The 21,407-nt window shown below is 70.1% G+C and carries 21 protein-coding genes; 8 read left to right on the top strand and 13 right to left on the bottom strand.

Annotated features, from left to right (window positions below; all coding sequences use genetic code 11):
• Positions 1–61: 61 nt before the first annotated feature.
• The 4 genes from mutS to EPL04_RS01780 form a co-directional block, all read right to left on the bottom strand.
• A complete protein-coding gene (gene mutS, locus EPL04_RS01795) occupies positions 62–2,815 on the bottom strand; it encodes a DNA mismatch repair protein MutS (protein ID WP_134668852.1) in 2,754 nt (917 codons plus the stop codon).
• Positions 2,816–2,957: 142 nt separating this feature from the next.
• On the bottom strand, positions 2,958–4,631 hold the full coding sequence (locus EPL04_RS01790; RefSeq protein WP_209019538.1) for a thiamine pyrophosphate-binding protein: 1,674 nt from the start codon (positions 4,629–4,631) through the stop codon (positions 2,958–2,960).
• A gap of 96 nt (positions 4,632–4,727) precedes the next feature.
• Entirely contained in the window at positions 4,728–5,180 is a 453-nt protein-coding gene (locus tag EPL04_RS01785) for an RDD family protein (protein WP_134668848.1), read from the bottom strand.
• A 154-nt stretch (positions 5,181–5,334) separates the two neighbouring features.
• On the bottom strand, positions 5,335–5,532 hold the full coding sequence (locus tag EPL04_RS01780) for a heavy-metal-associated domain-containing protein (RefSeq protein WP_134668846.1): 198 nt from the start codon (positions 5,530–5,532) through the stop codon (positions 5,335–5,337).
• Between the two features lie 187 nt (positions 5,533–5,719).
• Here EPL04_RS01780 and EPL04_RS01775 point away from each other — a divergent pair, with 187 nt between their 5' ends.
• Positions 5,720–6,061 (top strand): four-helix bundle copper-binding protein, encoded by a 342-nt coding sequence (locus EPL04_RS01775; RefSeq protein ID WP_134668845.1) that lies wholly within the window; start codon positions 5,720–5,722, stop codon positions 6,059–6,061.
• Here EPL04_RS01775 and EPL04_RS01770 read toward each other — a convergent pair.
• Complete coding sequence (locus tag EPL04_RS01770; RefSeq protein ID WP_134668843.1) at positions 6,058–6,384, bottom strand: hypothetical protein; 327 nt, start codon at positions 6,382–6,384, stop codon at positions 6,058–6,060. The genes EPL04_RS01775 and EPL04_RS01770 overlap by 4 nt on opposite strands.
• 106 nt (positions 6,385–6,490) lie before the next feature.
• On the opposite strand from EPL04_RS01770, the gene EPL04_RS01765 reads away from it, so the two are divergent.
• Positions 6,491–7,372, top strand: coding sequence for an ArsR/SmtB family transcription factor (locus tag EPL04_RS01765; protein WP_134668841.1), 882 nt, complete (start codon positions 6,491–6,493; stop codon positions 7,370–7,372).
• A 65-nt stretch (positions 7,373–7,437) separates the two neighbouring features.
• On the top strand, positions 7,438–8,472 hold the full coding sequence (locus EPL04_RS01760; RefSeq protein WP_134668839.1) for a M23 family metallopeptidase: 1,035 nt from the start codon (positions 7,438–7,440) through the stop codon (positions 8,470–8,472).
• A gap of 10 nt (positions 8,473–8,482) precedes the next feature.
• Here EPL04_RS01760 and thiD read toward each other — a convergent pair whose 3' ends face one another.
• The gene (thiD, locus tag EPL04_RS01755) at positions 8,483–9,871 is read right to left on the bottom strand and encodes a bifunctional hydroxymethylpyrimidine kinase/phosphomethylpyrimidine kinase (protein ID WP_134668838.1); all 1,389 of its coding nucleotides are present in this window, start codon (positions 9,869–9,871) and stop codon (positions 8,483–8,485) included.
• Between the two features lie 98 nt (positions 9,872–9,969).
• On the opposite strand from thiD, the gene EPL04_RS01750 reads away from it, so the two are divergent.
• Positions 9,970–10,929, top strand: a complete 960-nt coding sequence (locus EPL04_RS01750) for an NOG1 family protein (protein WP_134668836.1) — start codon at positions 9,970–9,972, stop codon at positions 10,927–10,929.
• A gap of 10 nt (positions 10,930–10,939) precedes the next feature.
• Here EPL04_RS01750 and EPL04_RS01745 read toward each other — a convergent pair whose 3' ends face one another.
• From EPL04_RS01745 to EPL04_RS01730, 4 genes are all read right to left on the bottom strand, one after another.
• The gene (locus tag EPL04_RS01745) at positions 10,940–12,232 is read right to left on the bottom strand and encodes a TIGR00341 family protein (protein WP_134668834.1); all 1,293 of its coding nucleotides are present in this window, start codon (positions 12,230–12,232) and stop codon (positions 10,940–10,942) included.
• A gap of 63 nt (positions 12,233–12,295) precedes the next feature.
• Positions 12,296–12,808, bottom strand: coding sequence for an SHOCT domain-containing protein (locus EPL04_RS01740; RefSeq protein WP_134668832.1), 513 nt, complete (start codon positions 12,806–12,808; stop codon positions 12,296–12,298).
• A 53-nt stretch (positions 12,809–12,861) separates the two neighbouring features.
• A complete protein-coding gene (locus tag EPL04_RS01735) occupies positions 12,862–13,596 on the bottom strand; it encodes an SIMPL domain-containing protein (protein ID WP_134668830.1) in 735 nt (244 codons plus the stop codon).
• 54 nt (positions 13,597–13,650) lie between these two features.
• Entirely contained in the window at positions 13,651–14,943 is a 1,293-nt protein-coding gene (locus EPL04_RS01730) for a TIGR00341 family protein (protein WP_134668828.1), read from the bottom strand.
• Positions 14,944–15,125: 182 nt separating this feature from the next.
• On the opposite strand from EPL04_RS01730, the gene engB reads away from it, so the two are divergent.
• Positions 15,126–15,746 (top strand): GTP-binding protein EngB, encoded by a 621-nt coding sequence (gene engB, locus EPL04_RS01725; RefSeq protein WP_134668826.1) that lies wholly within the window; start codon positions 15,126–15,128, stop codon positions 15,744–15,746.
• 52 nt (positions 15,747–15,798) lie between these two features.
• Here the strand turns inward: engB and EPL04_RS01720 are convergent, their stop codons facing one another.
• A complete protein-coding gene (locus EPL04_RS01720) occupies positions 15,799–16,131 on the bottom strand; it encodes a DUF7344 domain-containing protein (RefSeq protein WP_134668824.1) in 333 nt (110 codons plus the stop codon).
• Between the two features lie 559 nt (positions 16,132–16,690).
• On the opposite strand from EPL04_RS01720, the gene EPL04_RS01715 reads away from it, so the two are divergent.
• On the top strand, positions 16,691–17,491 hold the full coding sequence (locus EPL04_RS01715; protein WP_134668823.1) for a TrmB family transcriptional regulator: 801 nt from the start codon (positions 16,691–16,693) through the stop codon (positions 17,489–17,491).
• A gap of 18 nt (positions 17,492–17,509) precedes the next feature.
• Here EPL04_RS01715 and ddh read toward each other — a convergent pair whose 3' ends face one another.
• Positions 17,510–18,442 (bottom strand): D-2-hydroxyacid dehydrogenase, encoded by a 933-nt coding sequence (ddh, locus tag EPL04_RS01710; RefSeq protein WP_134668821.1) that lies wholly within the window; start codon positions 18,440–18,442, stop codon positions 17,510–17,512.
• A 771-nt stretch (positions 18,443–19,213) separates the two neighbouring features.
• Here ddh and EPL04_RS01705 point away from each other — a divergent pair.
• Positions 19,214–19,825, top strand: a complete 612-nt coding sequence (locus EPL04_RS01705; protein WP_134668819.1) for a TetR/AcrR family transcriptional regulator — start codon at positions 19,214–19,216, stop codon at positions 19,823–19,825.
• Positions 19,822–21,090 (top strand): MFS transporter, encoded by a 1,269-nt coding sequence (locus EPL04_RS01700; protein ID WP_134668817.1) that lies wholly within the window; start codon positions 19,822–19,824, stop codon positions 21,088–21,090. Before EPL04_RS01705 ends, EPL04_RS01700 begins: the two co-directional genes overlap by 4 nt.
• An 18-nt stretch (positions 21,091–21,108) precedes the next feature.
• Here the strand turns inward: EPL04_RS01700 and EPL04_RS19290 are convergent, their stop codons facing one another.
• Positions 21,109–21,237, bottom strand: coding sequence for a hypothetical protein (locus EPL04_RS19290; RefSeq protein WP_280633717.1), 129 nt, complete (start codon positions 21,235–21,237; stop codon positions 21,109–21,111).
• Positions 21,238–21,407: the final 170 nt, after the last annotated feature.

Genomic DNA, 21,407 nt, shown 5'->3' with positions numbered 1-21,407 from the left:
GGCGCCGGGCGGCGGCGTCGCGGCTCGGTCGCGCCCGTCGAGTGTCGCCCGCGAGCCGCGCTCACTCGTCGAGTCGCTCCTTCCACGCCTGGACCCGGTTCATGAGCTCGACCGGCGAGGTCCCGGTCAGGTCCACGCCCGACAGCTCGTCGAGGACCGCCCGCGTCTCCTCGTCGAGCCGGTCGCCGGCCGGGTCCTCGTCCGAGGCCTCGGTCGCGGGCGCATCGTCCCCGTCGTCGCGGGTCTGTAACTGCCCCGACCCGACGTCGAAGACGACCTGCTTGGTGGCGTCTGCCCCCCCGCCTTTGGTCTCGATGGCCTCCTCGGCCCGGAGCTTCTCGAGCACGTCCCGCGAGCGCTCGACCACGGGGTCGGGCACACCCGCGAGTCCGGCGACGTGGATCCCGTACGACCGGTCAGTCGGGCCGTCCTCGACGGTCCGGAGGAAGGTCACGTCGCCGTCGCCCTCGTCGGCCGAGCCCGACGCCGCCCCGTCGGACGAGGGCGGCTCGCCGTCGACCGCGACGTGGACGTTCTGGACCCGATCGAGCTGATCGGCGAGCGTCGTGAGCTCGTGGTAGTGGGTCGCAAAGAGGGTCTTGGCGCGCACCTCGTTGTGGAGGTACTCGGTCGCGGCCCACGCGATCGAGATGCCGTCGTAGGTCGCGGTGCCCCGGCCCACCTCGTCTAAGATCACCAGCGAGTCCTCGGTGGCCGAGTGGAGGATGTTCGACAGCTCTTGCATCTCGACCATGAACGTCGACCGGCCCTGCGCGAGTTCGTCGAGCGCGCCGACCCGAGTGTAGATGCCGTCGACCGGTTCGATCTCGGCCGCGGCGGCCGGCACGAAGCTCCCGATCTGAGCGAGGAGCACGACGAGCGCGACCTGCCGCATGTACGTCGACTTCCCCGACATGTTCGGGCCGGTCACCACGAGAAACCGCCGGTCGCCGCCGAGGTGCGCGTCGTTGGGGACGAACTCGGTGGTGCGCTCGACGACGGGGTGGCGCCCGGCCTCGACGTCGATCCCGCCCGACTCGCAGAGCTCGGGGCGGACCCAGTCGTTCTCGACGGCGTGGACCGAAAGCGACGCCAGCGCGTCGAGTTCGGCGAGCGCGCGCCCGACCGACTGGAGCAGGTCCGCGCGGGCCGCGACCGCCTCCCGGAGCGTCTCGAACAGCTCGTACTCCAGGTCCCCGCGGCGCTCTTCGAGCCGGAGGATCTCGCGCTCGCGCTCGTCGAGCGCGTCGGTGGTGTAGCGCTCGGAGTTCTTCAGGCTCTTGAGCCGGTCGTAGCGGTCGGGCACCGCGTCGGTCTCGGAGTTGCCCACCTGGATGTAGTAGCCGTCGGTCTTGTTGCGGTCGACCCGGAGGTGGGTGATGCCGGTCTCGCGCTTCTCGCGGTCGGCCAGCGTGTCGAGCCACTCCTCGACCGCCTCGTGGCGGTCGATGAGGTCGTCGAGGTCGTCGTCGTGGCCTCGCCGGAACAGCCCGCCCTCGGTGATCGTGGCCGGCGGGTCGTCGACCAGCGCGTCGAGTCGCTCGCGCAGGTCGGCGGCCGCCTCCCGGTCGGGGCGGGCGGCGATGTCGGCCAGCGGCGACGCCGAGAGTGTGGGGTCGGACTCGATCGCGTCGGCGACCGTCGGGACGAGCGCGAGGGTCTCGCGGACCCGCAGGAGGTCGCGGGCGTCGGCGCTCCCCGAGGCGGCCTTGCTCGCGAGGCGTTCGAGGTCGTAGGCGTCGCCGAGCGACTCTCGGACGCCCTCGCGCGCCAGCGCGGCGTCGGCGAACGCCGCCACGCCGTCGGCGCGCGTCCGGAGGGTCGAGCGGTCCTGTCGGGGGCGCTTGAGCCACTCCGCGAGCAGGCGCTTGCCCGGGCTCGTGACGGTGTGGTCGATGGTCGCGAACAGCGACCCCTCGCGGCCGCCCTGTGTCGAAGTACCGCCGGTACTTCCGGACATGGTCTCGGTGAGTTCGAGGTTGCGCTGGGTGGTCGCATCGAGTTCGACGTGGTCGTCGCCCCGGTAGCGCCGGAGCCGGGTCATCGACGACGCGACGCCGGTGCCGGTCTCCTCGACGTACGAGAGCAACGCGCCCGCCGCCTGCACCTCGGGGGTGTCGTCGCGCCCGCCGTCGAGGCCGAGGCTGTCGAGGGCCTCCGGCCCGAACTGTTCGGTCGTCAGGTGGGTCGCCCGGCCGGGCGCGAACGCCTCGGCCCGGTGGACCGAGACGGTCGCGTCGGTGCGCTCGCGGACCCGATCGAGGAAGGCGTCGTCGTTGCGGACCGACGGCCCGGGGAGGATCTCGACGGGGTCGAACCGGTAGAGTTCGGCGAACACGCGGTCGGCCGCGTCGTCGGCGTCCCCGTCCCCGACCGCGGTCACGAGGAATCGTCCGGTCGTCACGTCCGCGAACGCCAGCCCGTAGCCGGCGTCGGTCCGGGCGACCGCGACGAGATACTGGGCGTCGGCGTCGGAGGTTTCGAGGAGCGTGCCCGGGGTCACGACACGCGTGATCGCCCGCTCGTGGCCGTCGGCGGTCTCGCGCTGGTCGGCGACCGCCACCCGGTAGCCACGCTCGACCAGCGCCTTGAGGTGGGGCGTGAGCTTGTCGACCGGGACGCCCGCCATCGGGTAGTCCGAGCCGTGGGCGGACTTCTGAGACACCTTGAGATCGAGGAGGTCGGCGACGGTCTCGGCGTCCTCGCCGAAGAACTCGTAGAAGTCCCCGACCTGCATCACGAGGAAGTCGGCGTCGGTCTCGCGTTTCAGCGCGAAGAACTCGCCGACGATGGTGTCTGGGTCAGGGTCGGACACGGGACCCACCTCCCGCTGGACTGACGAGAGCGCTCGAAATCATACTCGGTCACAGGGCCGAGGCCGACTAAAACCGTGCGGGTTCGGTCGGGCCGCGCGACCGGCCGGCGACCGAACGCGGGTCGGCGGTCGGAGCCGCGGCTTACGGCAGGTCGATCGTCGACTCGTAGTCGGCCGCCTCGGCCGCGGACTGCTCGTCGGTCTCGATCGGCACGTCGATCAGGTCCGGCCCGTCGCGGCCGACCGCGTCGTCGCCGGCCTCGCGGAGTTCGCCGAGCGACTCCGCGCGGGTGCCCCGACAGCCGAACCCCTCGGCGACGGTCGCGAAGTCGGGCGACCCCCAGGTGAACTGGTGGCCCTCGGTGTACTGTTCGATCTTCGGCGACTTGCTGATGACGCCGTAGTCGGCGTTGTTCGAGACCACGACCGTCACGTCGAGGTCGTACTCGGCGGCGGTGTGGAGCTCGTGGATACACATCATCAGCCCGCCGTCGCCGGTGAGACAGACCACCGGCTCGTCGGGGTTGGCGAACGCCGCGCCGATAGCGGCCGGCAGGCCGACGCCCATCCCGGCCCACGAGCCCGCGGCGACGTACCGCTCGGGGTCGTAGGCCGTGAACGCCTGCATCGCCCACAGCCGGAAGCCGCCGACGTCGACCGCGACCGGCGCCTCGCGGGGCGTCGACTCGCGGACGGCGTCGATCACGCCGGGCGTGTTGAGCGGCGCGCCGTCCTCGAACAGCCCCGCGGCGTCGAGGGTCTCGCGGTACTCCGAACGGACCGCGGACCCGACCGCGCCGCCGTCCCAGCCGCCGGCGCCCGCGCCGTCGAGGCCCTCGCGGATCGAGTCGACCGCGTCGGCGACGTCCGAGAGGACGGCCACCTCAGGCTCGTAGGAGGCGCCGACCGCCGACGTGTCGAGGGTGACGTGAATCAGTTGCTCGCCCATCGGGAGCGACCAGTGGGCGGTCGTCACGCCGTCGAAGTCGGTCCCGAGCGCGAGCACGACGTCCGCGCGATCGAGGACGCGCTCGGCGCCCGCGGGCAGGTGCGAGCCGGTCACGCCGAGGAAGCGGTCGTCGTCCTCCGGGAAGACGCCCTTCCCCTTGTAGGAGGCGACCACGGGGGCGTCGAGGTCCTCGACCAGCCCGCGGACCGCCTCGGTGGCGCCCGGCGACCGGCGGGCGCCGCCGCCGAGATACACCACGGGTCGGTCGGCGTCGGCGAGCAGGTCGGCGGCGGCCGCGGCGTCGTCGGCGGCGTCCCACGTCGTCCGCTCGGGCGAGACCGTCGCGGCCGGCGCGTCGACCGTCTCGTCGAGGATGCGGCTCGGCACCCCGAGCCGGACGGGGCCGGTCGGGGGTTCAAGCGCGGTCTCGATGCCGCCGGCCAGCTTCGCGGGGAGTTCGAGCGCCGACTCGACGGCGACGTTCGCTTTCACCGCGTTGTCGAAGGTGTCGGCCTCGATCTCGTGGATCGGGCCCTTCCCGCGGTCCTCGGGGTTGACGTCGGCCGAGACGTGGAGGATCGGCACGCAGTCCTCCGAGGCGTTCTTCAGGCCGTGCATCGCGTTCGTGTCGCCCGGACCCGGGACCGTGAGCGTGGCGGCGACGCCGCCGCCCGACTCGTAGTAGCCCCACGCGATGTGGGGGACGGCGGTCTCGTGGCGGGCCATCAGGTACTCCATCTCGTCGCGCTCGACGACCGTCCGGTCGAGCGGGAGCGTCTGGGTCCCCGGGATGCCGACCAGCAGATCGACGCCGGCGTCCAAAAGCGCCTCGTAGACGTAGTCTCCGCCCCGTTTCTCGTCGCTCACGCGGACCACCTCGCGGCCAGTTCACTGGTCATACCGGCAGTTTAGCACCGGCGTAGTTATCAGTTGGTGTCTCGGCACGCCGCGAACCGACTCCCGTCACGTCCGGACCACCACCGTGTCGGCGAGTCGGTCGCCCACCCGCTTGTAGCGGTCCGAGAGGAGCGCCGCGACGATCCCGACGACGTAGAAGAGCGGCAACACGTCGACGAGCCGCGAGACGTTGCGCACCGCCGCCGACCGGAGCGTCAGGGGCGAGCCGTCGTCGTCGACCGCCCGGATGCCGACGAGGTACTTGCCGAGGGTCTTGCCCGAGCGCCACTCGAACAGCGTGTGGTAGCCGACGCCGAGCCCGAGCCACAGCAGGAAGGCCGCGGTGGCGGGAGTCCCCGTGAGATCGGCGTCGGTCCCTGTCGCGGTGGTCTCGATGTCGCCGGTGAGCGCGGCGATCGGATAGATCGCCGCGAACAGGAGTCCGAACCAGACCACCGAGTCGATCCCCATCGCGACGCCGCGAATGCCGACGCCGCAGTCGTTCGGGTTGTCGGTCATGTGATTGAACGACCGGCTCCCACGAATATAAGTATTGATGTGTTGATACGACAGCGAGTCATCGACGGGACGCCGACGCCCCACCTCGTGTCGACGCCTCGGCACGGATCGCACGCGGCGTGTCGGTGACCGATAGCGGACGCGCCGGGGCGGCTCAGAGCTTTGGCTCGTAGCCGGCGTCCTCGACTGCGGCCGCGAGGTCCGAGTCGCTGGCGTCGCCCTCCACGACGACGGTGTCGGTCTCGTTGTCGGCCTCGGCGGCGCGAACGCCCGGCAGGTCCGCGAGCGCGTCCTCGACGGTCTCCTCACAGCCGCCACAGCTCATCCCTTCGACGGTGATCTCGTTCGCCATGTCCGTTCCTTGGCGGTCCCCCTTTTTCCGGTTTGTGCCTTCGATCGTTCGGTGAATCGGCCGTTCGGTCTCGGAACCAAAAGCGAGCGCCGGGCGTCTTTCGACTGCGTGGGGCTAACGGCCCCACAGCGTCCGATCCGCTAGCCACAGACCCTAAGACGGTCACTGCCGTGAGCCTGAGACCGCGATGGCACTGTCAGAACTCGACGTGAGCGACGAGATGGACGAGTGTATCGACAACTGCTTCGAGGCGACCCAGGCCTGCGAGTGGTGCGCCGACGAGTGTCTCGACGAGGAGATGGACATGTCCCGGTGTATCCGGCTGTGCCGGGACGTGGCGGACGTCGCCAGCATGCACGCCCGGTTCATGGCGCGCAACTCCGAGTATAGCGAGGACCTCGCCGAGACCTGCGCGGACGCCTGCGAGGAGTGCGCCGAGGAGTGTCGCCAGCACGACCACGATCACTGCCAGACCTGCGCGGACGTTCTGGAGGAGTGTGCCCGGACCTGCCGCGAGATGGCGGCCTAGAGCCGCGAGTCGATCTCCGCGGCCAGCTCCCGGGCGGTCCCGACCCGCTGGTCGGCCGCCTCGCTCCCGGTCGCGTCGACGTTCGAGAGGAGCATCCGGACCTGTTCGACGCGCGCTTCGACGACCGCCTCGGGGCCGTCCGGATCCGCTCCGGACGCCGCGTCGGCCTCGCGGGCGGCGCGCGCGGCGTCGCCGGCGACCGCTTCGGCCTCGCCGAGCCACCGGCTCGCCGACGCCTCGACCGGGAGTTCGGCCGTCGCTTCGAGGGCGGCGTGGAGGTCCGCCGCGAGTTCGGCGAGTTCGTCGTCGGTCGAGTCTGCCATACTCGACCTTCGGGCCGGCGCCCGAAGGGTGCTGGGGTCGGCGACGTGATGCTTCGTCGACCGTAACGGTTCTCCGGATGGCCGGTGTACCACGCACCGATTCACGATGAGCGCCGACGAGGAGGCCATCGAGCCCGCGACCGCGTTCGCCGCGCTCGGCGACCCGATCCGGGTGGCGGTGCTCGAAACGCTCGCCGACGACCGCCGGAGCGACCCCGACGAGCCGGGGCTGGCGTTCTCGGAGCTCCGAAAGCGGGTCGGCGTCAGGGACTCCGGTCGATTTCGGTACCACCTCGAAAAGCTCCGCGGGCCGTTCGTCGAGCAGACCGACGACGGAAGCTATCGGCTGACGTACGCCGGTAGCGAGGTGGCGACCGCCATCGTCGCCGGCACGTACACCGAGCGAGCGACCCTCGGACCGACCGACCTCGACAGCGACTGCGAGCTCTGCGGGGCGGGGGCGGTCGGACGCTACGACGACGGGGTGCTCTCGGTCCGGTGTGCGAACGACCACCGGCTGTTCGTCTGGAGCCTGCCGCCGAACGCCGCCAGCGGCGCCACCCTCCGGGAGCTGGTTCGGACCGCGACCCTCGACCTCTACCAGACGGTCGAGACCATCCGGGCGGGCACCTGCCCGGACTGCTACGCGAGCGTCGAGACCCGCCTCGAACCGACCGACGGCGCGGGCCAGCCGTATCGCTTTCGCGCCCGGTGTGAAGCGTGCGGGAGCACCCTCGACGTGCCGGCGGGGTGCTGTCTGGTCGGCCACCCCGAGGTCGAGGCGCTCTACCGCCGCCACGGCAGGTCGATACGCGACGGCTACTGGTGGGAACTGGAGTTCGCGCGGGCCGATGCGCCAGTCGAACGGGTCGACGGCGACGAGACGCTCCGGATGTCGGTCGGAGTCGGCGACGAGACGCTCCGCGCCACCCTCGACGACCGCGGGCGGGTGACCGCGACCGACGTCGAGTCCGTCGAGCGAGAGTGACAGAAATCCAATAGAAGAACGGTTCGCCAAACACTGAAGCCCGATCCCGGCGATCGGAGTAGACGATGACGGAGTCGCGTCACCCCGCCGCGTCCGAGCGCAAGCCCAAACGAGAGCGACTCGACCGGCTGTTGGGCCGAATCCCCGATCCGACGGTGCTCTCGGTGCTGGGGTTCATCGGACTGCCCGCGATCGCGTTCGAGCGCTTCGAACACCTCGAAGACTTCATGCTGTTTTTCCTGTTCGGGCTGTGGCCGTACGTCAAAGGCGTCGCTTCGGCCACGACCGGCGACGACGACCAGCCGGCGCCGACCGACTGGATCGACACCGGCGGCCGGGCCGCGACCGTCCGGGCGTATCTCGGGATGTTCCTGCTCCAGTTCCAGCCGGCGGTGTTTGTGACCAGCCTGTTGCAACTGGCGGGCCACGTCCCCATCCTCGTGCGGTACCGCGGTCGGTTACCCGATCCCGACAGCCACGACAGCCCGGTCGACTACCGGCTCCCGTTCGAGGGCGAGTGGACGGTGGTCAACGGCAGTCCCGACCGGCGCTACTCCCACTCGTGGGGCATCTTGACCCAGCGGTACGCCCACGACTTGGTGATCACCGACGAGTCGGGGCGCACCCACGCGGGCGACCGGTCGGGCCCCGAGGCCCACTACTGTTTCGGCGAGCCGATCGTCGCGCCCGCCGACGGCGAGGTGGTCGCGGCCAGCGACGGCCACCGCGACTACCACCGCACCGACGGCTGGCTCGACCCGCGCCAGCGCGACATCCGGGGCAACTACGTGACGATCCGTCACGCCGACGGCGAGTACAGCGTTCTGGCCCACCTGAAACGGGGGAGCGTGGCGGTCTCGGCCGGCGACCGGGTCGAGCGCGGCGACCGGATCGGCCGGTGTGGCAACTCGGGGAACACGACCGAGCCCCACCTCCACTTCCACGTTCAGGACCGCCCGAACTTCTTCGTCGGGATGGGACTGCCGGTCCGGTTCGCCGACGTCGCGACCCGCACCCCCGAGAGCGACCCGGTCGAGCGCGACCGCGACTTCGTCCACGCCGGACAGATCGTGGCGAACGCGGCCGACGCCGGCGAGTGATCGCGGACGGCTACTCGCCCGCGACCGCCTCGGCGAGCCCCACGACGCGGTCGGCCAGCGTGGCGGGATCGGACGCGACCAGTTTCGTCATCGCCTCCTTGCCGACCTCGCCGCGGTCCACGACCGCGACCGGCGTGCCCGCGGCCGCCTCGAAGGCCCGACGCGCGCCCCACTGCATCGTCGACCCCTCCCGTTCTTTCACGGCGTCGGGCTCGGCGTCGCGGTCGTACTCGGCGACCGGCCAGCCGAGGGCGTCGAGCGCGGCCTCCACGTCGGCGTCGAACCGGCAGTTGGCGGCAAATCGGAGTTCGGGGTCGAACTCCCGGGCGGCCAGCAGGAATCGCGCGACGTGGCTCGACGCGCCGAACCGCACCCCGCGGGTGGGCCGAACGCCCGAGAGCGTCCGGGTGATCCGGCCCTCGACGGCCGCGGTCTCGCCGACCGATTCGGCGTAGGGGGTCGCGCCGACGACGTTCGTCCCCACTTCGGGAACGACCGCCGAGACGTCCGCCTCGACGAGTCGCCCGACGACCTCGCTGACGGCCTCCGCGGCGGGTTCGCGGGCGGCGCGGTTCCGGAGTCCGACCGTGTGATGGACCGCACCCGGCCCCTCGCCGACGTCGAGGTTGTAACGGACCGCGCGCGCGACGAACTCGACGCCGGCCTCGACCGCGGCGGGGAGGTCGTCGCCGAGCGCGAGTCGGGCGGCGATCGCGGCCGAGAGCGCACACCCCGAGCCGTGGGTCGCGTCGGTCTCGACCCGCGGGTGGTCGACGGTGCGGGTCCGGTCGGGCGTGACCAGCGTGTCCCGAACCGTCTCGCCCGAGACGTGCCCGCCCGTGAGGAGCGCCGCGTCCGCACCCATCTCGACGAGCGCCTCGCCCGCCGCGGCGGCGGAGTCGGCGTCCTCGACCGCGATGCCGGTGAGGACTCGGGCCTCCTCGGCGTTGGGCGTCACCAGCGCGGCCTCGGCGAGGAGACCCTCGTAGGCGTCCTCGGCGTCGGGATCGAGCAGGCGGTCGCCCGAGGCCGCCACCATCACGGGGTCGACGACGACCGGGAAGTCGGCGGTCGCCGCCCGGTCGGCCACCGTCCGGACGTTCTCGGCCGTGGCGAGCATGCCGGTCTTGGCGGCCCGCACGTCGAGGTCCGCGGCGACCGCGTCGAACTGGGCCCCGACCTCTCGGGCGGGCAGGACGTGGGTCGACTCGACGCCGCGGGTGTGCTGGGCCGTGACCGCCGTGACCGCGCTCGCGCCGAACCCGCCGTGGGCCTCGATCGTCTTCAGGTCCGCCTGAATCCCGGCGCCGCCGCCCGAGTCGCTCCCCGCGACGGTGAGGACGGCTGGCTTCGAGACCGGGGCCGGTCGTCGGGTGAACTGAGTCGAGGTGTCGCTCATTAGCTTGTGGTAGTAGTCCGTGGTACTTAGGGATGGGTGATCGCGCGCCGGCCGTCGGTATGAACGCCCTTTTAAGCCCGCGAGAGCTACGTACGTCCATGATTTTCGAATCCCTTCCGACGACGCCCACGTCGGAGGAACTCATCGACCAGGCGTTCTCGCGGGCGGCGCGTGCGGGACGGGCCAAGAGCGGCACTCAGGCCCAGCAGTCGATGCTCCAGACGGCGTCGAACGTCCTGAGCGACAATCTGGGCAACGTCGCGACCGAGTGGCCCGATTTCCGCGAGGTCGATCCGTTCTACTACGAACTCGCCGACGCGATCGTCGACGTGAACGAACTCCGCCAGAGCCTCTCGGAGGTCCAGTGGGCCAGCCACAAGACCAAAGAGATCGGCCGGGAGTATCAGGGCCGGCTCACCGGCGACCTCGAAACCGACCGCAAGCTCCGCAAGCAGGGGTTCGCCCGGCTCGCATCGGTCGTCGAGGAGGTCGAGGCGGACCTCGAACGGGTAGGCGAGGCGCGCAACGCCCTCCGGGACCTCCCCGAGATCGACCCCGACGAGCCGACCGTCGTGGTCGCGGGCTACCCCAACGTGGGCAAGTCCTCGTTCGTCAACGACGTCACCAACGCCCGCAACGAGATCGCGGAGTACCCGTTCACGACCAAGGGCGTCCACGTCGGCCACTTCGACCGCGATCGCATCCGGTACCAGATCGTCGACACGCCGGGCCTGCTCGACCGGCCGGCCGACGAGCGCAACGACATCGAGAATCAGGCGGTCTCGGCGCTCGAACACCTCGCCGACGCCGTCCTGTTCGTGGTGGACGCAAGCGGCTACTGCGGCTACCCCCTCGACGCCCAGCTCGAACTCCGGGACGCGCTGGCCGAGCAGTTCGGCGACGTCCCCGTGCTCACCGTCTGCAACAAGTCCGACCTCTCGACGGGCGTGGAGGCCGACGCCTACATGAGCGTCGAGACCGGCGACAACGTCGAGGAGACGCTCGACGCCGCGGTCGAGGCGGTCGGCTACGAGCCCGAACTCCCGTTCGAGGAGTGAGCGCCGCCGGTCACCCCGGCGACGCCTCGGCGACCTCGTAGTCCACGAAGGTGACCCGGAGCGCGGGCCGCTGGCCCGTCCGGTCGACGATCCGGCGCTGGAGGCGGTCGGCGAGGTCGGGGAACTCCCCGTCGGCGGTCCGACTGATCGTGACGGTGACGGTCTCGGGGCCGAACAGCTCGCCGACGAACCCGTACTCGATGCTGGTCTGGACCAGCGTGAGGTTGGCGTACTCGGGATCGTCGAGCACCGACTCGATCTCCTGATTGATCGCACGCTCGTAGCCGACCTGCTGGTAGGTCCCGACCACGGCGGCGCCGACGACGAGCGCGATCGCGACCGCCCCGACCGCGAACGTCGCGATCCGGCGGCCGTTCTCGAACGTCAACAGCCCGGAGTCCGACCGCCGGGGGCGATAGCCCAGATACCAGAGCGTGGCGAGCGACGAGACGTTGATCGCGACCAGCGAGACCGCGAGCAACAACAGCGACCCGACCGCGATCGTCGGATACCCCCAGACGACCGCGATGCCGGCGGTCCCCGCCGCGGGGATGAGCGCCGCCGCGATCATCACGCCGATGAGCGAGGTCGGTCCCTTGGTGGTGAGCCCGAACGCCGCGGCGCTCCCCGAGGCGAGGCCGACCGCGACCGTGAGGAGACTGGGCGCGACCCGGGAGCTGATCTGGCCGATTGCGCTGATCTCCAGCATCGGCACGAAACTGAACGTCCTGAGAACGTAGCTGAACGCGGTCGCGGTGACCACCGCGACCACGAGCCCGATCACCTGAAGCCGGACGCTGTCGGCGAGCATCTCCCGGTCGCCCGTGACCGTCCCGACGCTCGCGGTGAGCACGGGCCCGACCATCGGCGCGATCACCATCGACCCCACCACGACCGCCGGGGAGTTGACCAACAGCCCGGCGGTGGCGATGATCGCGCTCAGGAGGATCATCCAGACGAACGACCGGAGGTCGTGGGACATGTCCTTCGCCTTCGACCGGAGCGCCTGCCGGGTGAGCGGGTCGAAGTCCCCGGAGTACCGGTCCTCCAGCGCCGCCATGGTCGCGGTGGTCGCGGTCTCGGCCGTGCCGACCACGGTGTAGGCCGTCTCGTCGAGACCGGCCTCCCCGAGGGCGTCCATCACGTCGCCCGTGCCGTCGTTCGGAAGCGGGAACTCGACGAGCAGGTCGCCCTCCCCGCCGTCCTCGGCGTCGAGGACGACGTAGGTGACGTTCCTGTCGTCGAGCGCGCTCAACACCGGGTCGCGCTGCTCGTCCGAGACCAGGACGTGTATCAGGCGCACAGGGAATCAACGCCGTAGCGCCGCAAAAGCGTTCAGGCCGGCGCGAGCGTTCGACGCGACCGTTCAGTTGCGCTCGGCGTCGCGGTCGGGACGTTCGGCGTCGCGGCGCTCGGCCGACCGGGAGGCCGCGAGCGCGGCGTCGACCCCGAGCAGGTCGTCGAGGCGGCTCTCGAACTCAGTCTCCGAGATCTCGCCGGCCGCGTACCGGCGCTTCAACAGCGCGACCGCGTCGTCGGGGTCGGACGGTTCGGCGACACTCGACGGCGCCGCCCCGCCCGTCTCGGCGTACGCGCTCGCCGACTCGACGTTGCCGATCAGCGAGAGGTAGACCGGCCAGAGGACGATCAGCGCGAGCGCCACGCCGCCGAGTCCGGCCGCAGTCGCCGCGAGCGCGACGAGCGGCCAGAGAACGACCGACGCCGCCGCGGACCAGATCGCCAGCAACAGCGACGCGGCGCCGACCCCTCCCGCGAGCGCCGCCAGCAGGAGGCGACCGAGCCTCCCGTCGGGCGTGTAGTGCTCGAGGAGGCGATGCCACGGGCGGAGATCGGACGTCGCGGATGGGGGACCGACCATACCCCGAGGTGATCACCGGCCGGTAAAGTCAATTTTGGAAGATGTTTCGGCGATCACGCGTCGGTCCCGTTGTAAGTCACCGCCACCTGCGCGGAGACGGTCACCGGCCCGGCGTCGATGTCGGTCGCGGCCTCGCCGCCCGCGTCGGCGTCGAAGGCCTCCGTCCGGAACGGCTGAACGCTCGCGTCGCCGGTCGAGACGGTGTGGACGCCCGCGATCGAGAGACCCGCGCTCTCGGCGAGCACCTCGGCGTCGCTCCGGGCGTTGGCCATCGCGTCCCGTAGCGCGCCGGCCCGGACCGCCCGACGCCGGTCGGGAGAGAGCGTGAGTTCGACGCTATCGACCCGGTCGGCGCCGTTCGTGACCGCGACGTCGACGATCTCGCCGGCCCGCGAGACGTTCGCGAGCGTCACCTCGAAGGCGTGGACCCCCTCGAAGCCCCGCGGCCGGTCGGTCGTCGTCTCGCGGTCGTATCGCCGGTCGACGGTGTACGCGACCGTCCGAACGCGATCGTCCGGAACGCCGTTCTCCGCCAGCGCGGCCCGGAGCCGCGAGGCGTTGGCCCCGAGGCGCTCGCGGACCGCGTTCGCGTCGTCGCCGGTCGCGACGACCGCGACCCGCAGGATGGCCCGATCGGGGTCGGCCTGCGCCTGCCCCGAAGCCGCGACGTCGATGGTCGGGCCGTCTGCTTGCTGTGCGTTCGTCGCGGCGGGGCCGACGGCGCCGGCGAACCCGGCGACCGCCACGAGCGCGGCGACCCCCACCGCCGTGAGTGCTCCCCTGAACATCTCCAACGGGTACGACACCGCCGCCCAAATAGGCTCGTGTCGGACCGCCGGGCGCTACGCGCCGGCGGTGTCGGTCTCGACGTAGCGGACCTGCACCTCGACGGGGGTTCGTGCGCTCTCGTTGATCCGCCGGCTGAGCCGGTCGGCGAGTCCCGGATACGCGGCGTCCGCGGGCCGGCCGACCGTGACCACCACGCGCTGGTGGCTGGTGAACGGGGGCGTCCCGGCGGTCTCGAACGCGACGTCGAGCAACTGGGCGCCCTCGGTGTCGTTGAGGACCGCCGCGACGTCTTCGCGGGCGTCCTGCTGGAACCCGGCCGACTGGACGGTGGTGTAGGTCACGCCCCCGAGGAACACCGAGAGCACGAGGATGGCCGCGAGGAGGACCCCGGCGCGCTTGGCAAGCGCCGACCGGGTCTCGTCGAGCTCGAACCAGTTTTTCGGCCGGTAGCCCATGTACCAGAGCACGACCAGCCCCGAGAGGTTGATCGAGAGGATGTTCACGAGCACGAGGACCGCCGAGCTGATCGCGGCCATCGGGTGACCCCACGCGAGCGAGATGCCGACCGCGGCGGCCGGCGGCACCAGCGCCGCGGCGATCATGACCCCGACAAGCGCGACCGAGACGCCCGACGCGATGCTGAGCGCGCCCGCGGCGCCCGCCCCGAGCGCGACCACCAGCGAGAGGAAATCGGGGGTGAGCCGGCCGCTGATCTGGGAGATGGCGGTGACGTCGGTTCCCGGCGGAACCAGAAACCCCACCTTGACCGCGAGCGCGAAGGCGCTCGCGCTCGCGATGGTGAGGACGCCGCCGATGATCTGGAGCTTCAGCCCGCCCCGGAACAGCTCGCGGTCGCCCAGCACCGTCCCGACGCTGGTCTCCATCGCCGGGCCGATGAGCGGCGCGATCACCATCGACCCCACCACGACCGCCGGCGAATCGAGCAGGAGGCCGGCGGCCGCGACCACCGCGCTGATGATCGTCATCGCGACGAACGTGGTGAACTCCGGGGACATTTCGTGGGCCGTCGTCCGCATCTCCTCGCGGGCGATGCGTTCGGTCTCGTCGTTCTGCTCGTCGAACTTCGCTTCGAGCTGCTCGTAACGACGAGACGTGTCGGTCTCGGCGTCGATGATGACCGCGTGGGCGTCGTCGCCGAGTCCCGCGTCCCGGAGCTCGTCGAGGATCGGCTGGACCGCCTTGGTCGGCAGGGGGAAGTACGCGATGTCGGTGTACTCCCGGCCGCTGGTCTCGTCGGTCAGCATGTAGTCGACGCCTTCGTCGTCGAGGACCTCGATGACCGTATCGCGCTTGCCGGCGGGGATCGAGACCTGTACGAGCCGCATACCCACAGGTGGCACGGCGTCGATAAATAAGCCCGGAAAGCGATCGAACGGGGCTCGGCCGACCGTTCGCGGCCGGAACGTCCGTTCACGGGCGCCGGCTCAGCGTCCGCGAGGACCGTCCGATCGGGGACGCCTTCCGCGGGAACCGCGCCCGTTAAACCTCGCCGACCCGAAGCGAAGGTATGTTCGAGAGCCGACCGGACCGGGGAGCCGAGGTGGTCTTCGTCGGGCGGTCGAACGTCGGCAAGTCGACACTGATGCGCGAGCTGACCGGTCACAGCTTCGACACGGGCGGCAAGCCGGGGGTGACCCGCTCGCCGAACCACTACGACTGGGCCAGCGAGGACTTCGTGCTCACCGACCTCCCGGGGTTCGGGTTCATGTCGGGGGTCTCCGAGGAGCGCCGCGAGGAGATCAAGACCGACATCGTCCGGTACGTCGAGGACAACGCCGACGAGATTCTGGTCGGGGTGCTCGTGGTCGACGCCAAGAGCGCCGTCGACATCATCGACCGCCACTCGGGCGGCGAGGAGGTGCCTTACGACGTCGAGATGTTCTACTTCCTCCGGGACGTCGGGATCCCGGTCGTCGTCGCGGTCAACAAGATGGACAAGGTCGACGACGACGACGAGCGGCTGAACGAGCTCTGTGACCGGCTCGGGCTCCACCCGCCGTGGAAGCAGTGGCGGGACACGATCGCGCCCATCTCGGCGAAGCGCGGAAACGTCGACGCGCTGAACGAGGCCGTGAAGACCCAGCTCCACGAGCACAAGCGCGACGACCTGCTGAAGTTCTTTTCCTGAGCGCGCCGGTCGCTCGCCCGACCCGGACGGCCGGCTCTATCCCGCGATCGTGTCACCGTTCGGCCTCGAACGTCGCCAGCGCCGCCAGCAGTTCCTCGACCGCCTCGTCGGCCTTGTATCGCACCGTTCCCGACCGGGAGTCGTACTCGACCAGATCGCAGTCGGCCAGCGTCGGCAGGTGGACGTGGTGGAGTTCGACTCTGGCAGGATCGGTCGACGGCGACTCCCCGCCGCCGTCGGCCCGCGCACTGGCGACCTTACAGCACAGTACTTCGATGTCCGCGACCGCCGTCTCGGTCGCGACGAAGTGTTCGAGCACCGCGCGCCGCTCCCGGCTGGCAAGCGCTCTCAGTTCGCGTTCTGTGCGGTCGGAGCCGTTACTCATGTGCGCCCTCCGAGCGGTGAATCACTGCTCGTTCGTCCGCGGAGGAGTCCCTGACCCAAATAGGTGGTTTTACTCCGCGTTCGTACACAAACGTGCTTCGTCGACCTCGAGTCCTGTATCGACGTCGTAACACGCTCTACACCGTCGTTCGCACTGTTACTCGATTACTCACACAGATGTGGCGTACGGGTCCTCGCCACCGGACCGGCGCGCCCGTAGGCCGTCGCTCGGTGGTAGCGGTCGCTCGGACGTCGCAGGCAGGGCTCAGGCCGCTCCGCAGAAACCTGCCACGGAGTGGCAGGTAGCGCGCGGTACGCGGTGGTTGGGACACTGCTACCCGCGCGCTGATTACCGATTCAGCCCGCGAACCTATGTAGTTTGTGTGATTAACTGAGTTAATCTATTCTCGGCGAGTTCCGACGCCCGTCACACGAGTCGGACGACCGATATCGGCCGTCCGCTCCGTTCCAGCCGCCGAAAACCCGAAAGAAGAACAAGACTAAACGTCACGGGAGTATACATCCGCTATCTCCGGGACAGCCCCGGTGGTTGGGACACTATGGCTGAAACCGATAGACAAGCGGAGGCCGCTGGACTGCTCCAGCAACTCGGCCTCAAAGAGTACGAAGCGAAGTGTTTCGTCGCCCTGACGCGGATGGAGAAGGCGACGGCAAAAGAGATCAGCGACATCACCGACGTGCCCTGGACCCGAGTCTACGACGCGATACGGGTCCTAGAAGCGCAGGGACTCGTCGAGATACAGCACACGAACCCGCGCCAGTACCGGGCCGTGAGCCTCGAGGAGGCCGCCCAGACGCTCCGTCGCCAGTACCAGTCCCGCGTCGACGAACTCCAAGACGCGTTGGAGACGATCGAGCCGGCCGAGATCAGCGACGAGCCGGTGACCCACGAGGTGTGGTCGCTGTCGGGGACCGGCGGGATCACGAGCCGGACCCTCCAGTTGCTCGAAGACGCCGAAAACGAGGTCGTGTTCATCGCCAGCGAGGAGTCGCTCGCGACCGACGAGACGGTCGAGGCGCTGGCCGACGCCGCCGCCCGCGGCGTCGACGTCCTCATCGGGACGGTGACCGAATCACTGCGGGAGGAACTGGCCGAGCGCGTCCCCGACGCCGAAATCTTCCGTTCGGAGCTGGAGTGGCTCCACGCCGACGCCGAGAGCGGAGTGGCGATCGGTCGGATGTTGCTGGTCGACCAGAGCACGATCCTGCTGAGCTCGTTCGAGGAGGAGAGCCGCGAGGAGAAGGCCATCTTCGGTCGGGGGTTCAAGAACGGGCTGGTGATCATCACGCGGCGGCTGATGGCGACCGGACTGCTCGCGACCCGCGACCCCGAGGAGTGAGGGCGTCGGCGCTGGCGGTCAGACGACGCGGTTCGTCAGCTCCCGGCCGGCCGCGGCCCGTTCGAGGTTCTCGCCAACCAGATCGGCGATGTCCCGGGAGTAGTCCCGCGTGGCGGCCGCCCGGTGGGGCGTGACGACGACCTCCTCGAAGTCCCAGAGCGGCGACTCCTCGGGCAGGGGCTCGGTCTCGAACACGTCGAGGCCCGCGCCCGCGATCTCGCCGTCCCGGAGCGCGTCGATCAGTTCGTCCTCGACGACGACCGGTCCACGGGCGACGTTGAGGAGGTAGGCGTCCTCGCGCATCGCCGCCAGCTCCTCGCGGCCGATCAGTCCCTCGGTCTCGTCTGTCAGGGGCACCGCGAGCGCGACGAACGTCGCGTCGGCGATCGCCTCCCGGAGGTCCTCGGGCGCGGAGACGGCCTCGGTGTGGGGCGTCGGCTCGCCCGATCGCCGGACCCCCGTGACCCGCATACCGAGGGCGTCGGCGCGCTCGGCGATCCCCCGCCCGAGGGTGCCGAGCCCGACCACACAGAGGTGCTCGCCGGCGAGCGTGAACGGCTCGTCCCACGCGGGGTGGGCCCACTCCTGATCGCGCTGGGCGCGGACGTAGGCGTGGAGCCGGCGCGCGAACGACAGCATGAGCCCGACGGCGAACTCCCCGACGCTGGCGTCGTGGATCCCCGTGCTGTTGGTCAGCGCGACGCCCGCCGCCTCGAAGGCGTCGAACGGGAACCGATCGACGCCGGCCTGAATCGAGTGGACCCACTCGAGATCGGCGTCGAGGAAAGCGTCGGTGTGGGCGAACGTGACAACCGCGTCGCAGTCCGCGATCCCGTCGGCGTCGGCGACGATCCGGACGTCGGCGACCGCCCCGGAGAGTTCCTCGCGGAGTCGCTCGGGCGGGAAGACCGCGCTGACGGAGTCGTGGACGCCGAGTCGCTCGATGTGCATACCGACTCATCGACCCCACCGGGGATTCAAGCTTCGGGTCACGGAAGGCGGCTCGGATGAAAAGGCCTCGTCACAAGGGGCTCGGTGGGGGTAACCCTCGTCACTGCCGCCGACAGCGAGTAGAACGCTCGACGTGAAAAGGCTCACGCAGTGCGAGCCGCTGTCCCGCGCGGCGGCCCCGACGGCGCCGGACGCCCCCGTCCGACTCCCGACGCCCCGGCGCGACCCCTCGGACTACGATACGGGTGCCTTTCGAGCGATTGCTGGACGATCGGGCTCGTCTCTCCTTGTATTGTTCATACACTGCTAGCAAACACCGAGTGTACTACCGTGTTTGAAGAAACGGTTTTGTAGGGACGCGCCGAACGGATTGGGTACGGAGGTGACCCGCCACACGGTTCGGAACCCGTCCGGCGTCCCGTCTGATCGAACCGGACTCACGGCAACCGACGGAACCATCCGCCGCTCGGTGGTCCGGGCCGCGACCGTCATCGCGCGGCCCGGTTCGGAAGCGCCACCGAGGTGAACCCGCCACGAGTCGGCCGACGGACGAGCGCGGCCGTCGCCTCGAACGACCGCGTTCGTCCGCTCGCGTACCGACCGCCTCGTTTTCACCGCGTTTGCGACTCGACGCCCCTCCGAAGAGACGGCCGATCGCCGCGCACGCGAGCGCCGGGACCGGTGGGCCGGCGACCGGACGGCGGAGCGACCGCGCAGACCGCGAGCGCGAACGCGAACACCTTTCTACGATGGGTTAACTAACTAGTCAGTATGAGCGACGACGACCGAGCGCCCCCCGACACACGGACCGCGATCATGGAGGCCACCTACGATGCGGTCTGCGAGCACGGGTACGCCGACCTCACGATGCAGGACATCGCCGACGAGTTCGACAAGACCAAAGCCGTGTTGCACTACCACTACGACACCAAAGAGGACCTGCTGGTCGCGTTCCTCGACTTCCTGCTCGATCGGTTCCTCGACGCCGTCGAGGCCGAGACCGGCGACGACCCCGAGGAGCGCCTCGTGGCGCTGGTCGACGCGCTGTTGCTCGGCGCCCACCAAGGCCGGTCTGGGACCGATCACTGGGAGTTTCACACCGCACTGCTGGAGATTCGGGCTCAGGCCTCGCGCAACGACGCCTTCCGCGAACAGCTCACCACCAACTACCGCTTCGTCGCCGACACCGTGCGGACGGTGATCGAGGACGGCGTCGAGCGCGGGACGTTCCGATCGGTGGACCCCGACCGGACCGCGACGTGGCTGTTGGCGACCATCAACGGCGCGCGGCTCCACCAGGTCACGCTGGACGCCGACGTGGCCGAGGACGTGCGGGACTTCGTCGTCCACGACTGGATTCCGTGGCTCCGGGAGGCCGAATGAGCCGGCTGTTCGGCGCCGAAGACCCGAGCGTCCCGTACGTCGTCGGGAGCCTCATCGCGGGCGTGTTCCTCGGCGGGCTCGGCGGCGGGGTCGCGTTCCCGACAATCCCGTCGCTCGGTCCGATCATCGGCATCTCGCCGTTCCTCGTGGGCGTCATCCTCTCGATCAACCGGTTCACGCGACTGCTGTTCAACACCCCCGCGGGCCAGATTCTCGACAGGATGGGGACCAGACGCCCGATGATCCTCGGCTTCTTCGTCCAGGGGCTGGTCCCGTTCGGCTACGTGCTCGGGCTCAATCCCGGCCCGATCCCGCTCGACAGCGCCACCATCTTCCTCGTCTCGCGGGCGACGTGGGGGCTCGGGTCGGCGTTCGTCTTCGTCGGGGCGTTCAGCACCATCACCCACATCACGACCCCCGAGAACCGCGGCAAGTGGGTCGGCTACATGCGGGGCGGCCAGAGCCTCGGCTTCCCGGCGGGGCTCGTCGTCGGGGGACTGGTCACCGACGCGTTCGGCTACACCGAGGCGTTCCTGACCGCGGGCGTCGCGGCCATGTTCGCCGCGGTCGTCGCGGCGCTCGTGCTCCCGGACGTCAACGCCGACGTGTCAGCCACGAGCAGTCTCCGAGACCTCCCGGCGCTGGTGGGCGCAGACAGCCGCATCTTCACCGTCGGGGCGATCAACTTCGTCGTCCGGTTCCTGTTCGCGGGGGTGTTGCTGTCGACCGTCGTGCTGTACGCCGAGGAGTACGGCATCGGCATCGGATCGCTGTCGGGCGTCGGCGCGAGCGGGCTCGTGATGGCGGTCAGCGTGCTGGGATCGAGCCTGACCACGCTCGTGGTCGGGCGCTACTCCGACCGGCTCTCGAACCGGGCGGCGCTCAGCCTCCCCGCGCTCGCCGTCTTCGCCGCCGGGTTCGCGGTGCTCGCGCTGGTCCAGACGCTCGAATCGACGCTGATCGGGGTCGCGCTCATCGGGATCGGCGTCGGCGGGACGAACCCGCCGTTGCTCGCGTATCTCGGCGACATCAGCCCCGACGACGACGTCGGCAAGCTCGGGGGCGTCTACAACGTGTTCGGCGACCTCGGGTCGACGCTGGGCCCGCTGGTAGCGCTCCCGTTCGCGACCGCGTTCGGGTTCACGGTCGAGTATCTGGCGTGCGTCGGCCTCGTCGGGGTCGCCGGCGCGCTCGCGGCCCGGACGCTGTACGGCGACACCGCCGCGCCCGGGGCGGGGCCGGCGGCCGCGAACGGCGACGATTGAGTCGAAAAGAGCGGTCGGTCAGTCGGCGCTGTGGGGCGGGACGTAGCTACAGTCGGTACAGCCCCACGAGCCGGCGTCGAACGAGAGGACGCCGCGACATTCGGGACAGCGGTACGTTTCGGCGGTGGTCGGATGGGTCGTTGCCATTAGGCGAGTCCAGCGCGCCGGCGGATAAGAAGGTTGTTATAATTCTGGCTGTAGAATATAAGGGCGTATAGAGACGACTGTAACGATCGTTTCCCGACGTTTTCGGAGACTGTGGAGCATAACTGATGATCTATCCGGAATGCGATAATCTCGACGAAGGATATTAGGGT

The organism is Halorussus marinus (assembly GCF_004521895.1).
Taxonomy (GTDB): domain Archaea; phylum Halobacteriota; class Halobacteria; order Halobacteriales; family Haladaptataceae; genus Halorussus; species Halorussus marinus.
The sequence above is the reverse complement of the archived record's forward strand: the minus strand, read 5'-3'. Positions and strand labels throughout refer to the sequence as shown.